Origin of the sequence: Apilactobacillus kunkeei, assembly GCF_005930975.1 — a bacterium.
Taxonomy (GTDB): domain Bacteria; phylum Bacillota; class Bacilli; order Lactobacillales; family Lactobacillaceae; genus Apilactobacillus; species Apilactobacillus kunkeei_E.
This window is the reverse complement of the sequence record NZ_VBSE01000037.1, coordinates 32,698-47,574: the sequence shown is the minus strand read 5'-3', so window position 1 is coordinate 47,574 and position 14,877 is coordinate 32,698. Positions and strand designations below refer to the sequence as shown.

At 36.7% G+C, this 14,877-nt stretch carries 15 protein-coding genes; 2 read left to right on the top strand and 13 right to left on the bottom strand.

All coding sequences use genetic code 11. The features are described from left to right. The first annotated feature begins 31 nt into the window (after nucleotides 1-31). Complete coding sequence (locus FD688_RS02650; protein ID WP_138741681.1) at nucleotides 32-340, top strand: nucleotide pyrophosphohydrolase; 309 nt, start codon at nucleotides 32-34, stop codon at nucleotides 338-340. 36 nt (nucleotides 341-376) lie between these two features. Here FD688_RS02650 and rlmD read toward each other — a convergent pair whose 3' ends face one another. From rlmD to FD688_RS02600, 10 genes are all read right to left on the bottom strand, one after another. Further along, a complete protein-coding gene (gene rlmD / locus FD688_RS02645; RefSeq protein WP_138741680.1) occupies nucleotides 377-1,744 on the bottom strand; it encodes a 23S rRNA (uracil(1939)-C(5))-methyltransferase RlmD in 1,368 nt (455 codons plus the stop codon). Between the two features lie 84 nt (nucleotides 1,745-1,828). Then, the gene (locus FD688_RS02640; RefSeq protein ID WP_138726700.1) at nucleotides 1,829-2,809 is read right to left on the bottom strand and encodes a diacylglycerol kinase; all 981 of its coding nucleotides are present in this window, start codon (nucleotides 2,807-2,809) and stop codon (nucleotides 1,829-1,831) included. 19 nt (nucleotides 2,810-2,828) lie between these two features. Next, the gene (gene gatB / locus FD688_RS02635) at nucleotides 2,829-4,250 is read right to left on the bottom strand and encodes an Asp-tRNA(Asn)/Glu-tRNA(Gln) amidotransferase subunit GatB (RefSeq protein WP_094750961.1); all 1,422 of its coding nucleotides are present in this window, start codon (nucleotides 4,248-4,250) and stop codon (nucleotides 2,829-2,831) included. After that, nucleotides 4,250-5,710 (bottom strand): Asp-tRNA(Asn)/Glu-tRNA(Gln) amidotransferase subunit GatA, encoded by a 1,461-nt coding sequence (gene gatA / locus FD688_RS02630; protein ID WP_138741679.1) that lies wholly within the window; start codon nucleotides 5,708-5,710, stop codon nucleotides 4,250-4,252. Before gatA ends, gatB begins: the two co-directional genes overlap by 1 nt. A 5-nt stretch (nucleotides 5,711-5,715) precedes the next feature. After that, nucleotides 5,716-6,021, bottom strand: coding sequence for an Asp-tRNA(Asn)/Glu-tRNA(Gln) amidotransferase subunit GatC (gatC, locus tag FD688_RS02625; RefSeq protein WP_041152907.1), 306 nt, complete (start codon nucleotides 6,019-6,021; stop codon nucleotides 5,716-5,718). 61 nt (nucleotides 6,022-6,082) lie between these two features. After that, complete coding sequence (locus FD688_RS02620) at nucleotides 6,083-7,183, bottom strand: CamS family sex pheromone protein (RefSeq protein ID WP_138741678.1); 1,101 nt, start codon at nucleotides 7,181-7,183, stop codon at nucleotides 6,083-6,085. 18 nt (nucleotides 7,184-7,201) lie between these two features. After that, nucleotides 7,202-9,220, bottom strand: coding sequence for an NAD-dependent DNA ligase LigA (ligA, locus tag FD688_RS02615; RefSeq protein WP_138741677.1), 2,019 nt, complete (start codon nucleotides 9,218-9,220; stop codon nucleotides 7,202-7,204). An 11-nt stretch (nucleotides 9,221-9,231) separates the two neighbouring features. After that, on the bottom strand, nucleotides 9,232-11,493 hold the full coding sequence (pcrA, locus tag FD688_RS02610) for a DNA helicase PcrA (RefSeq protein ID WP_138741676.1): 2,262 nt from the start codon (nucleotides 11,491-11,493) through the stop codon (nucleotides 9,232-9,234). 106 nt (nucleotides 11,494-11,599) lie between these two features. After that, entirely contained in the window at nucleotides 11,600-12,175 is a 576-nt protein-coding gene (locus tag FD688_RS02605) for a xanthine phosphoribosyltransferase (protein WP_138741675.1), read from the bottom strand. Continuing rightward, nucleotides 12,156-12,722 carry a glycoside hydrolase family 73 protein gene (locus FD688_RS02600; protein WP_080695538.1) on the bottom strand — a complete coding sequence of 189 codons (567 nt, stop codon included), beginning with the start codon at nucleotides 12,720-12,722 and terminating at the stop codon, nucleotides 12,156-12,158. The genes FD688_RS02605 and FD688_RS02600 overlap by 20 nt, the downstream gene beginning before the upstream one ends. Nucleotides 12,723-12,963: 241 nt before the next feature. Here FD688_RS02600 and FD688_RS02595 point away from each other — a divergent pair, with 241 nt between their 5' ends. Further along, on the top strand, nucleotides 12,964-13,233 hold the full coding sequence (locus FD688_RS02595; protein WP_041152910.1) for a hypothetical protein: 270 nt from the start codon (nucleotides 12,964-12,966) through the stop codon (nucleotides 13,231-13,233). Nucleotides 13,234-13,253: 20 nt separating this feature from the next. Here the strand turns inward: FD688_RS02595 and FD688_RS02590 are convergent, their stop codons facing one another. From FD688_RS02590 to rplM, 3 genes are all read right to left on the bottom strand, one after another. Continuing rightward, nucleotides 13,254-13,850, bottom strand: coding sequence for an ECF transporter S component (locus tag FD688_RS02590; protein WP_054450323.1), 597 nt, complete (start codon nucleotides 13,848-13,850; stop codon nucleotides 13,254-13,256). Between the two features lie 138 nt (nucleotides 13,851-13,988). After that, nucleotides 13,989-14,381, bottom strand: a complete 393-nt coding sequence (gene rpsI / locus FD688_RS02585) for a 30S ribosomal protein S9 (protein ID WP_034531546.1) — start codon at nucleotides 14,379-14,381, stop codon at nucleotides 13,989-13,991. 13 nt (nucleotides 14,382-14,394) lie between these two features. Next, nucleotides 14,395-14,838 (bottom strand): 50S ribosomal protein L13, encoded by a 444-nt coding sequence (gene rplM, locus FD688_RS02580; RefSeq protein ID WP_034534424.1) that lies wholly within the window; start codon nucleotides 14,836-14,838, stop codon nucleotides 14,395-14,397. Nucleotides 14,839-14,877 lie beyond the last annotated feature (39 nt).

Sequence of the window (14,877 nt, the reverse complement as noted above, 5' to 3'; positions counted from 1 at the left end):
TATGAAACACCCACCTTAAAGGAGAATTTTTATGGAATATAAAGATATAATTCAAGAATTAATTGAATTTAGAAATGACAGAGGATGGAATCAATATCATACACTCATTTCATTATCTAGAGCTTTAGGTATTGAAGCTTCTGAAGTTGAAAAAATCTTTCTATGGAAGAAAGATGATAATGCTATGTCATCTAAAGAAAAAGATAACTTGAAGTTAGAATTAGCTGATGTATTGATATATTGCTACTACATGTGCGAAAAACTACAAGTTAATCCTAATGATATTATACAAGAAAAAATAAATATTAATAAGGGTCGAAGTTGGAAATTCGACAAATAAAAAAAGACACCCTCCTCAAGGTGTCTTCTTTATTATCTATTTCTTTTCAAATACAGTCACTGATTCAACGTGAACGGTTTGTGGGAATTGATCAACAGGTTGAACTGGTTGAGTAATTTCATATCCGTATTCAGCTAATCGACAAGCATCACGTACTAATGTTGATGGGTTACATGATACATAAACAATCTTCTTAGGTGCTACTTGAGCAGCACTGTCGATGAATGATGATGCAAGTCCCTTACGTGGAGGATCAACCATGATAACATCTGGTTTCAATCCTTGTGCTTGCCATTTTTCCATTTGTTCCTCTGCACTACCGGTTACAAATGTAGTATTGTTGATGTGGTTCTTTTGAGCGTTAATCTTAGCGTCTTCGATGGCTTCCTTAACAATTTCCACACCATAAACCTTCTTGGCATGTTCAGCAACAGCTAGTGAAATTGTACCGATACCACAATAAGCATCTATTACTGTTTGAGTACCATTTAGTTGAGCCTTTTCAATTGCTAGAGAGTAAAGTTTTTCAGTTTGTTCTGGGTTAACTTGGTAGAATGAGTTCAATGAAATAGCGAACTTCAAGCCAAGTAACTTATCTTCGATGTACTTCTTACCATCTAGACAAATAGTACTCTTACCTAATAATCCGTTACCATCTGACAAATTGATGTTCTGCATGATACTTGTCACTTCTGGTAAGGCTTCCTTGATTTCACGAACAATTATATCAACCATTGGAATCTTCTTGGTACGAGTAATTAAACCAATCATCATTTCGTTAGTGTAGTGTCCTCTTCTAACCATGATGTTTCTAATCACACCATTGTGCTTAGTTTCATTGTATGGTTCGATGTGGTACTTACGTAAGATGTCTCTAACGACAACAATAGCCTTGTCGATTTCTGGATCTTGGATGTAGAAATCTTCAATAGTTACTAAATCATGTGAGTGCTTACGGAAGAAACCAGTTTGTAGTTTTCCATTAATTGAACGAACTGGAATTTGCGCCTTGTTTCTGTAATGAGTTGGGTTATCCATCCCAATAGTTGGCAATACTTCAACATCCATCTTAGACTTATCGAAAAGTTCTTGGATTTGGTGTTGCTTAAATTCCAATTGAGCATCGTATTTTAGATGTTGTAATGGAGCGATTCCGGTACGAGTGTAGTTCTTATCAATGTTTTCTACACGATCTGGTGATTTAGTTAGTAATTTTTCTAACTTTGCGAAACCAAAGTTTTGGTTAACTTTGATTACTTTAATCAAAGCTTTTTCGCCTGGAAGAGTGTCTTCAATAAACAAAGGATAATCCTCTATCTTAGCAACTCCTAGGCCTTGATAAGTTAAGTCGATAATATCGACTTCATATTCTTCGTTCTTTGTAACTGGTGCTTTAAATTTCATATTTACCCCTTTTTCTAAACAAAAAAGTTTTGTTGTAATCTTCTAAAATAATCATACAACAAAACTTTTCGTTTTTAAATTCCACTATGATAATTTATCAACTTTATCGACGAATTCTTTTTCCACCTTTTCAGCATCAAAACTGATAGATTTCTTTGGCATTTCATCGACATTAGCAAACATTTCAATATGTTGTTTTAAGTCAATAAAAGTCATTGGTGCGTCGCCACCATATTCACCATCCAAGTTAATTTGCATCTTGTCTTCGACAGGATTAGCAACTAACTTGCTGGTCTTTTTGTAAATGATTCTAGGGTCATTGATATGGCGACCACCACTTAAGACTTTCGCAAGTAATTGAACGATTTCAACGATGTTACTAGTCTTAACAATAATCATTGTAAACTTACCATCATCTAACTTAGCATCCGGAACGATTTGTTCTAAACCACCGATTGAGTTAGTCATGGCAAGTAGAAACATTGAAGCTTTACCTTTAAATTCTCCACCATCATATTCAAGATCCATTTGAATTGGTTTAATTCTTGGAAGTAATTCTGCTCCACGAACTAGATAAGCTAAATAACCAAAAATGGTCTTTAAATCTGAAGGAACATCGTATGTTAATTCGGTTAATAAACCACCACCTGCGATATTCATGAAGTATTTTTCTCCAGCTTTACCAATGTCCATGTTGAAAGTTTGACCCTTCAAAACAACTTTGGCCGCTTCAATTGGATCTTCTCTTGGAATATGCAATGCACGGGCAAAGTCATTGGTAGTCCCAGCTGGAATAATTGCTAGCTTAGGACGTTTTTCTAGTGGTGCAATCCCGTTAACGACTTCGTTAATAGTTCCATCCCCACCAGCAGCAACGATTAAGTCAAAACCATCTAATGATGCCCTCTTGGCCTCATCGCGTGCTGAATTAGGTTTAGGAGTAGTTGCGTATGCACTAGTTTCATAACCAGCTTCTTCGAAAACAGCGAGAATATCAATCAGGTTGCGTTTCAAGGCCTCACGGCCAGATGTTGGATTGTATATTACACGTGCCCTTTTTTGCATTTCCAAATTCTCCTAAACTTTATTTATTAATGGATGCCATTAATAATTTGTTAACAACTTGTGGGTTAGCTTTACCACGAGTTTGCTTCATAATTTGACCGACTAGGAAACCGATAGCACGGTCCTTACCATTATGGAAGTCTTCCACAGATTGTGGGTTGTTTGATAGTACTTCATCAATAATTGGTTGTAATTGAGCTGGGTCTGATAATTGAACCATTCCGTTGTCTTCAACGAACTTCTTAGGTTCTTTACCTTCAGTAATACCTTTGAAGACTTTCTTAGCCATCTTAGATGAAATAGTACCGTCTTCAATTAGCTTAATCATTGTAGCTAAGTTTTCTGGTGTAATCTCAGTTTCAGATAAATCTTTTTGTTCATCATTCAAGTAAGCGTTAACGTTAACTTGTAGGTAGTTAGATGCCATCTTAGGATCTGCACCTAATTTAATCATGGCATCAAAGAAATCTGCCATTTCCTTAGTTTGGGTAAGAACCATTGCATCGTAGTCCTTCAAACCAAATTCGTTAACGTAACGTTGACGACGACTTGCTGGCATTTCAGGCATTGAATCGTTGATTTCATTAATCCATGCGTCCGTAATGTCTAGTGCTGGTAGGTCAGGTTCTGGGAAGTATCTGTAATCATCCGCACCTTCCTTAACACGCATTAAGACTGTTTTACCAGTTGTTTCATCGAAACGTCTAGTTTCTTGTTGAATTTCGCCACCAGCCATGATTACACGTTGTTGACGTTTTTCTTCGTATGCAAGACCTTTTCTTACGTAGTTAAATGAGTTCAAGTTCTTTAATTCGACCTTAGTACCGAATTCTTTTTGACCGTATGGGCGGATTGAAACGTTAACGTCCACACGCATTGAACCTTCTTCCATCTTCACATCAGAAATTCCTGTAAATAGGATTCTTTCACGTAAAGCTTCAAGGTAAGCGTATGCTTCATCAGGTGAAGCGATATCTGGTTTTGAAACAATTTCGATAAGTGGAGTACCTTGACGGTTCAAGTCAACGTAAGAGAACTTGTTTCCGTGGGTATTCTTACCGGCATCTTCTTCAATATGCATTTCTTCGATACCGATTTTCTTTTTCTTACCATCTACTTCAATTTCAATCCAACCATCATGCGCATCAGGAGTATCCTTTTGCGTAATTTGATAAGCCTTTGGATTATCTGGGTAGAAGTAGTTCTTACGATCAAAGTGAGGGTGTTTTTCAACTTCAGCGTGTAGTGCTAAAGCAGCCATAATACCTGATTTAACAACACCTTTGTTGGTTGATGGTAATACCCCTGGGTATCCCCAATCAATTACGTTGGTGTTTAAGTTAGGGTCAACCCCGTATTGTACGGGAGATGGACTGAAAATCTTAGAGTTAGTCTTTAATTCAACGTGGACTTCTAGTCCAATTGTAGTTTCAAAGTTCATTATTGTGCTCCCCCCATCTTTGGATCTTGCTTATGGAAATCAGTATTTTGTTCGAAAGCGTAAGCAGCTTGGTATAGAGTTGATTCATCAAATGGCTTACCGATTAATTGCATACCAATTGGTAGTCCGTCTGAGAAACCTGCAGGAACTGACATTCCTGGAAGACCTGCCATGTTAACAGGAATGGTTAAAATATCATTCATGTACATAGTGATTGGATCTTTTTCATCCTTCAAGCTGTAAGCTGGAGTAGGAGCTGTCGGAGTTAAGATTACATCGTAATCTTGGAAAACCTTCTTAAAGTCGTTAATGATTAAAGTACGAACTTCAGCGGCCTTCTTAAAGTAAGCATCAAAGAAACCAGCTGATAGTGAGTAAGTACCAACCATGATACGGCGTTTAACTTCGTCACCAAAACCTTGTGAACGACTCTTAACGTATAGTTCTTCTAGGTTCTTAGCATCTTGAGCTCTGTAACCATAACGAATACCATCGAAACGTTGTAAGTTTGATGATGCTTCTGAAGGAGCAATGATGTAGTAAGCTGCCACACCGTACTTACTGTTTGGAAGAGATACTTCTTCAACAGTTGCACCTAATTCACGGTACTTATCAGCAGCGGCTAGAATAGCATCTTGAACATCCTTATCAACACCTTCACCTAAGTATTCCTTAGGTAAAGCAATCTTCATACCTTTAACACCCTTATCGATGTTTGCAGTAAAGTCAGGAACTTCTTTGTTTGAACTTGTCATATCATGTTCATCTTTACCGGCAATGGCATTTAGAACTACGGCGTTGTCCTTAACAGTTCTAGTCAATGGACCAATTTGGTCTAAACTTGATGCGAATGCAATTAATCCCCATCTAGATACACGACCGTATGTTGGTTTCATACCAACGATACCGTTAAATGATGCTGGTTGTCTGATTGAACCACCGGTATCTGAACCTAGTGATACTAAGACATCCCCTGCAGCAACTGCAGCAGCGGCACCACCTGATGATCCACCAGGTACCTTGTCTAATTTCCATGGGTTCTTAGTCTTACCATGGAATGAAGTTTCGGTTGAACCACCCATTGCAAATTCGTCCATGTTGGTCTTACCAATGTTGATAGTGCCAGCTTCTTTCATCTTAGCAACGGCTGTCCCATCAATGATTGGTTTGAAGTTTGATAACATTTTTGAACCTGCAGATGTTAATACACCCTTGGTTAACATGTTATCTTTCATTGCAACTGGAATACCTGATAATACGTTATCTGGGTCAATTCCGGCCTTATCAATTTCTTGGGCTTGCTTAATTGCATTTTCTTCATCGAAAACGACGAAAGCGTTAATATCTTCATCGTTCTTCTTAGCATTTTCAATTGTTTGTCTTGTTAATTCTTCGGCGGTAATATCACCATTAACTAGGCTTTCGTGAATGCTAAAAATATCTTTTCCTAAATAGTCCATCTTCACTAGTCCCCGCTTTCATCAATGATTGTAGGTGTTCTAATTAATCCGTCGGAAACGTCTGGTGCATTATTCAATAGTGCATCCCTTTGTCCCCAATTATCAGCAACATCTTCTCTCATAACGTTAATTTGATCAGTAACACTAAATGTTGGTTCGACATTGCTAGTATCTACATCATTTAAGGAATCAAAAATTCCCATGATACTACCTAATTGGTCAGTAAAGTATGGTAGTTGTTCATCGGTTAATTCCAACTTAGCCAATGATGCAACGTGACTTACTGTCTCTTTACTAATTTTTTCAGACATCGTTGTTCCCTCTTTCTTATATATATTGATAATACGCTACCAGTATTTTAACACATTCACATTAATAACTGGTAAAAACGTGAGTATAGAAATTCTTTGATCCGGTTTTTCTTGATAGGAAGCTTTGAATTCCTTCTGAAGAAGAAACCTGGATATCAATTGGAATATTGTTTGGTAAGTATTTCTTAGCAGTTGCAGCAACATATTGGGTGAAACTGATAATTTCACTTTGTCCATAGAATTGTGTAGTGATGTTAACGTGTAGTCCACGTAGAGTTCCGTCAACGTAATGTGCTTGAGCGGTAACACCACTTAAGTTAGGGAAGAACTTTTGCACCTGGTTCTTAAAGTTTTCAAAAGCATCTTCATCATTACTATTAACTTCACTAGTTGAACTGTCTGGTAGGACATAGTTCTTAATATCTAGTGACTTCCAGTTATCAACACTGGTTGAACCAGCCTTGTTAACTGAATATGAGTAGAAGTTACCACCTACTAGACTATCATTTGATGCTTGTTTGTATAACGCAATCACAATTGGAATGTTCTTTAAGTCTTTCTTTTGTCTTAAACGTTGTAATACCTTATCAGCAATTTCTTTACCTTGTTTTTTAATATCACTATCGCTTAATTTCTTTTGGTAGACAGCACCATAAGCTTCCTTACGGTAGTAGTAAACGGAATTAATTCCAAGACCAATGGTCATTCCCTTAATCTTTAAAGAGCCATGACTTTGTTCCATGAAATCTTGTTCGTCCATTTGTTGTAAGTAAAGTGGTTCTTTGGCGTCACTACCCGATGGGTTTAAACCATCAGGGTTATTTTTACTCTTACGGCCCAACCAATCTTCGGCAGTACTAGTGTCGATGTATTGGCCTTCTTGTAAGATGTATGTATCTGTTGGGAATTGATCCTTTGAGATACTTAGTAATCCATTTTCAAAACCTTTAAGATTTAATTGGTTATCATTTTGTTGAACGGACACCCCTCTGGACTTACTTGTTAAGTAATGACCATTCTTAATTACACCTTGATAATAATTGCTATTAGTTTGTGAAATAACTTGAGTACCAGATGAACTGCTACTATCATCTTTACTTCCACAAGCTGCTAACACTAATGCACTTAGTAGTGCTACGAATAAAACATTTAATTTTTTCAATTTGCTTTCCTCCACAAATTACTTAGTTTCATTAACTACAGCAATAAAATCTTGTTCGGTCCATACATCTACACCAAGGCTTTGGGCCTTTGTTAGCTTGCTTCCCGAATCTTCACCAGCGATTAAAACATCAGTCTTCTTAGAAACACTTCCAGTAACTTTTGCACCGTGGTTTTCCAACCATTCACTGGCCTTTGGACGTGTCCATTCTGAAAGCTTTCCAGTTAGGACCATTGTCTTTCCAGCAACTGGTGAATCTGAATTATCGATATCAGATTGGGTTGCTCCTAGATATTGCATATTAACACCCAATGACTTGAATTCATCAATTAGTTTTTGTGCTTCAGGATTTTCGAAGTAAGTAACAATGCTATCAGCGATTGTTTGACCCATTCCGTTAATCTCAGCAATATCGTTAGCACTAGCTGCCATTAGCTCATCCATGTCACCGAAGTGTTCAGAGATAATTCTAGCAGCCTTTGCCCCAACATGTCTGATTCCCAGACCAAATAATAATCTTTCAACAGAATTACTACGGCTATTATCGATTGCAGATAATAAGTTAGTTGCAGATTTGCTACCAAATTTATCTAAAGTTTCAAGTTCTTCTTGAGTTAGCTTGTATAAACTTGCAGCATCGTCTAGCATATGACGATCAAAAAGTTGTTGAACAATTCTAGGTCCCAATCCATCAATGTTCATCGCATTCCTAGAAGCAAAGTGATTAATTTGCTCACTTAATTGAGCCGGACACTTCGGATTGATACATCTCAGAGCAACTTCATCATCCAAATGAACTAGCTTGTCACCACATGATGGACAAGTAGTTGGAATTATATATTCTTCACTGTCAGCTGGACGTTTACCTGGAATATATTCAGAAATTTCTGGAATAATATCTCCCGCCTTATGCAACTTTACAGTGTCACCAATGCGGACACCCTTTTCTTCTAAATAATCAGGGTTATGCAATGATGCCTTGGAAACTTTAGTACCAGCTAATTGAACTTCATTCATGATGGCAGTTGGTGTAACAACACCAGTTCTACCGACGGTCCATTCAATATCCAGCAGTTTAGTTTCAACTTCTTCTGGTGGAAACTTATAAGCAATTGCCCACTTTGGAACCTTAACTGTAGTTCCAATTTGTTCTTGTAAGGATAAGTCATTTTCCTTAATCACAATTCCATCGATTCCATAGCTAAGTTCGTCACGACGTTGTGTGTAATATTCGATGTAGTTATGAACATCGTCCATATTCTTAATTACACGGTATGTGGGATTAATGGTAAAACCTAGTTCCTTAAGTTCCTCCAATAATCCAGCTTGGGTGTTAGTTTCTAAATCATCGTAATTAGCAACATTGTACATAAAGGTACTTAATTTACGATGAGCAGTAACATTTGAGTCCAATTGTCTTAGACTTCCTGCTGCCGCATTACGTGGGTTAGCGAAAACAGATTCACCGTCTTTTTCACGTTGTTCATTTAGTTTCACAAAAGATGACTTAGGCATATAACATTCGCCACGCACCTCAATGTCAATTGGACGAGTCAACTTTTGTGGAATTGATTCAATCGTCTTTAGGTTGTTGGTGATATCTTCACCAATTGTTCCGTTTCCACGAGTTGAACCTTGTACTAAAATTCCATTTTCATAGCGAAGTGAAATTGCTAAACCATCAATCTTTAATTCGCAATTATATTCAGTGATTTCTGGGTAGTTTTTATCCAGACGATCGATGAAGTCCTTTAATTCTTCTTCAGAGAAGACATCCCCCAAAGAAAGCATTGGAATTTCATGATTGACCTTATTGAAACCAGGTAATGTTTGTCCCCCAACATTTTGAGTTGGTGAATCATTAGCAATTAAATCAGGATGGTTAGCTTCGATTTCTTGAAGTCGACGGTAGCTCATATCATAAACATGATCTTCTACGCTTGGGCTATCTTCTTGATAGTATTGACGACTCCAAGTCTTTAGTTGGTCTTTTAATTTATTGTATTCAGTTTGAATATTGTTACTTTGATCAGTCAATTAGCTCACCTCTATTGAACTTTTTGAATTGGTGCGAATGCAGCTAATAGTCTCTTCAATCCTTTGTCTGGGAAGGCAATATCTAGTTCCATATCTTCACCAGCACCGTTAACTTTAACGACGGTACCTGTTCCCCATGCTTTGTGTTCAACCTTATCACCAACAGTCCATGCTTTCTTGTCAGCACCAGTTCCTTCAGGTTTTTGAACCTTCTTAGCTGGTTGCTTGTAGGCACGTTGTTGTGCAAAACGAGCATTTCGTTGACTTCTGTTTGAATCAAATGGGGTCTTTACAGTACTACTTTGTGCAAAGTTATTCTCTGATTCAATTAATTCTGGTGAAATTTCGTTTACAAAACGAGATTCCGGATTAGTTTGACGACGACCATATAACATTCTTGAGAATGCGTTGGTTAAGAATAGTTTTTCTTGCGCACGGGTAATTCCTACATATGCTAAACGACGTTCTTCTTCTAGTTCTTTTTCGTTTTCCATTGAACGACCTAATGGGAAGATTCCTTCTTCCATTCCCATTAAGAATACAACTGGGAATTCTAGCCCCTTGGCAGCATGAAGTGTCATTAAGGTAACTTGAGGAGAGTTTTCTTCCACGTCGTCTTGTGCGGAAACTAACGCTAGATCAGCTAAGAAATCTGTTAATGGTTCATTTCCATCTTCGTTATCTTCTTCGCTTCTATTAGTATCGAATTGTTGAGTTACTGAAATAAATTCTTCAATATTTTCAATTCTTGCTTTGTTTTCAAGTGAGTTAGTCTTCTTCAATTCATCTAAGTAACCTGTGTCATCCAAAACATGTTGGGCAACATCCGTTACACTACCTTCTTTGGCAACCTTTTGAATTTTGGTCATCACGTTGGCAAAGTCAGCAATTGAGTTTCTTGCACGACTGGAAAGTGTGTTGTTTAAATCAACATTCTTGGAAGCTTCTAGCATTGACCAACCATTTTCCCCAGCGAAAACTCTAAGTTTATCAACGCTGGATGCACCAATTCCACGTTTAGGTTCATTGATAATACGTTCTAAACTCATTGAATCACTTGGGTTAGCGACTAGTGTTAGGTAAGCCAAGATGTCTTGAATTTCCTTTCTGTCGTAGAACTTGTGTCCACCAACAATGTTGTATGGAATGTTTGATTTTAGAAGTGTTTCTTCAATGATACGTGATTGAGCGTTGGTACGGTATAGGATAGCAAAATCATTATATGAGTAATGCTTTTCATCCATAATCTTTTGAATTTGTGTTACGGCAAAACGAGCTTCATCAATTTCGCTTTGGCCACGGTAGTATGAAACTTTGTCTCCTTCTTTGTTTTCAGTCCAAAGATTCTTAGCCTTTCTAGCAACATTATTTTGAATAACGTCGTTAGCGGCACTTAAGATGTTCTTAGTTGAACGGTAGTTTTGTTCAAGTAATGTTGTGTGAGCATCATTGTAGTCATCTTGAAAGTTCAAGATATTGTTCATATTGGCACCACGCCAACCATAAATACTTTGATCAGAATCACCAACAACACAGATATTTCTGTACTTCTTAGCAAGCATAGTAACAAGTTTGTATTGTGCTTCATTGGTATCTTGGTATTCATCAACGTGAATGTATTGGAATTTGTTTTGGTAGTATTCCAATGTTTCTTTGTCGGATTCAAACAATTGGATGGTTAACATGATTAAATCATCAAAGTCCAATGCTTGGTTTCCGTGAAGACGTTTTTGGTATTCTTCATACACCTTAGATACAGTTTCTTCAAATGGACTGTTGTGATCGATTGATTCGCTGTATTGAATTGGGTCTAATAAATCGTTTTTAGCGTTTGAAATAGCTGAAAGAATTGCTCTTGGATCATTCTTCTTAGGATCAATATCAAAATCCTTTAGAATTCTCTTTACCAAAGTTCTTTGTTCACTACTACCGGCAATGGTAAATGCACGGTTAAAACCAATCTTATCAATATGTCTTCTTAAAATTCTGACACATAGAGCATGGAAAGTAGAAATCCAAACGTCGTTCCCACCGTAATCCAATAGGTTAGAAACACGTTCTTTCATTTCACGAGCTGCTTTATTGGTAAAAGTAATTGCTAGGATATTCCATGGCAATACATTTTTTTCTTCGATTAAGTAAGCAATGCGATGGGTTAAGACACGGGTCTTACCACTACCTGCACCGGCCATTATCAATAGAGGACCTTCGGTACATAATACTGCTTCTTTTTGTTTATCATTCATTCCTGAAATTAAATCGTTTACTGGCACAAAAAACACAATCCTCTCAAATTTATATATAGTTTAATTATATCATAGCTGGGCATATTTTCATTTAGCACCAAATAAAAAAGTCGGCAAATTATGCCGACTCTATTTAATCTTCTACAAAAGTGACTTTATCGTTATCTAGTGATTTAATTCTAGCAAGAGATTCTAAGTGGATTCCTGTCTTTTCAATCAAATCGTGGCCCTTTTGATATGACTTTTCAATCACGATACCAATTCCATTAACTGATACATTAGCTTGTTTAGCTACGTCCAATAATCCTTGAACGGCCTGGCCATTGGCTAAGAAATCATCAATGATTAATAAATGGTCATTGGGTTGAATAAATCTTTTATCGATACTAATTTGGTTGCTGGTTTGTTTAGTGTATGAATATACCTCACTAGTATATACGTCATCTGTTAGCGTTAAACTCTTATGTTTTCTAGCAAATACAACTGGTACATCCATGTATAATCCAGCCATCACTGCAGGAGCAATTCCAGAAGACTCAACAGTTACAATTCTGGTAATGTTGTCGTCCTTAAATAATCTGGCAAATTCTTTACCCATTTCAGCCATCAATTTAGGATCAACCTGATGGTTTAGAAATGCATCAACCTTTAATACATCCCCTGGTAATACACGTCCGACTTCTTTAATCTTATCTTCCAGTAGTTTCATTTGATGTTCCTCCTGTAGTGGTAGTTTGTTTATCATATTGATATAATTTGTATTTACGGATAATTTCAATAATCTTATTGCGATAAGTTGGATCTGTCGCATATCCGTCTACTTGTAGTCCTTTGGCAGCAGCAACGTAATTATCTGAATCAATTACATCCTTGTACTGATTTGGGTTCCAATCAGTCCCATTTACAAGCAATAACGCATGGCTCTCAACTGACTCAGACCAACTGTTGTATACTCTGAAACGACCCGTAATCGTGATAAATTGGCCATTTACGAACTCTTGTGTAGAAAGATTCACCGATGGTTGGTTCCCTGACGCTTTAACACCGTATAGATTATTATATTGACTAGATAATTGACTAGTTCCCCAATTTGACTCAAGGATTGCTTGAGCCAAACTAATACTAACTAGGATGTTATAACGTCTTTGTACATCATTTGCAGCTGGTAATAAAGCGTTGATAAACTTACGATGCTTTTTTAACACATTCTGTTGTGTATATGAATCATATGTGTAAATCCGATCAAATATCTTCATTCCGCCTGCAAATAATAATACACCAACAATTAAAATAAAAATAAGACATCCAAAGTTAGATGTTTTCTTCTTTCTTCTTTTTCGATATCTTCTTTTACTCACAGAATCTCTCCTTATATTATTTAATATTCTAAACTATTCACTAAAAAAATGAAAATCAAATTTTAACTTAAATATTGTTTAATTGACAAATGACTCATTTTTCTGTAATTTTAAGGTATAAGTTAGGAGATGTATGCTTTTGGTAAAAGATAAATTAACAAGCAATGACAAATCACCATTTGATGTTGGTGACCAAGTTTCATTCATGCTAGAAAAAAAGAAATTCCAAGGAATTATTGAAAAAGGATACAACAACTCATACATGATTGGTTTTCAAACCACCGATCCTGCATTAGAGGACAAATACCACGGAAAGATTGTTATTAACAACAAGAACATCACCATGGTAAAAGAAGGACCTCACAACTCAAAGGGTAAAAACAAAGATAGTGAAGCCGACGAAAAGTAATAAAAAAAGCACTGATGACATTAGTCATCGGTGCTTTTTCTTATCTTTAATAATGGTGAACCTATCACCGGTACCAATACGGCTGATAGAAATGCTTCAACTAAACCATTAGTTAAGGCTACAAATAATAAGTAAGGTAATAATTGATCAACATTAATGTGATAAATATTAAATGCATCACCGCGATAGAATATATAAACTAATCCTAATAATACAACCGTATTCACAATTGAACTGACAAAACCAGTAATGGACATGTACATCCGATATGGTTTATTAGGTTTGTATAAACGTGTAAAAATAAGTCCAGCAACTAACCCAACAAGAATTCTAGGTAAAATAGATACTAATGGATTTGTAAATACATAAATTGCCAATGGACTAGTTGGCCACCAGAATGCACGGACAAAGGTAATTAATCCCCAAACACCACCAACGATTGCCCCATCTTTAGTTCCTAATACAATTGCTGCTAATACAACGGTGATTGGAATAATAGTAACGCTAAGTGGTCCAATTGGAATATTTCCCAATCCAGGGATACTTGTTTGTACGATAATTATGGCGATAAACACGGATAAGATGTTCATCTTATAAGTCTTATTTCTAATGATCATCATCTCCTCTTTGAGATTTTACTTTCATATAAAACAACATTGAATATTAAACACTATTTTAATTAATAAGTCCAATTATGTATAAAAAAAGAACTTCCACATGGGAAGTTCTTTTGAAAACAGAAAGATAAGTGTATCTTAACGTTTTGAGAATTGACCAGCCTTACGAGCTTTCTTAAGACCTGGTTTCTTACGTTCTTTCATACGAGCATCACGAGTTAATAAACCGGCACTCTTTAATGAAGCACGGAAGTCAGGATCTACTTCTAGCAATGCACGAGCGATTCCGTGACGAGCTGCACCAGCTTGTCCTGAGAAACCACCACCGTTAACATTGATTAAAGCATCGTAGTTACCTGATGTTTCAGTAACATTGAATGGTTGCATTACCACTGCTCTTAAGTTAGGGAATGGAATGTAATCTTCAATATCCTTTTTGTTCATAACAACTTTACCAGTACCGGGTACTAAAATTACTCGGGCTACTGAGTCTTTACGACGGCCTGTGCCGCGATATTGTACTTGAGCCAATTAAGTTTCCTCCTTAAATTAGGTTATTAATGTCTAATACTTCAGGGTTTTGTGCTTGGTGAGCATGGTTAGCATCAGCGTATACGTGTAAGTGTAGTAATTGCTTGTGAGCTAATGTACCACTTGGTAGCATACCTTTAACTGATGTTTCAACTAACTTGTCTGGAGTATCATTTAACATTTGACCAGCAGTTTTTTGTTTTAGACCACCTAAATAACCTGTGTGGTGGGAGTATAGCTTATCGCTAGCTTTACGACCTGTTAATGCAACTTTTGAAGCATTAATAACAATAACGTTATCGCCAGTATCTACATGAGGTGTAAATGTTGGCTTGTTTTTTCCTCGTAAAATAGAAGCAACGACAGTTGATAGACGACCTAAACTGATATCAGTTGCGTCAATGATGTACCATTTGCGTTCTACTTCACCTGGTTTTGCCATATATGTTGTACGCACTTTAATCTTCCTCCATGTTTCTGTGTTTGTTCGACACCA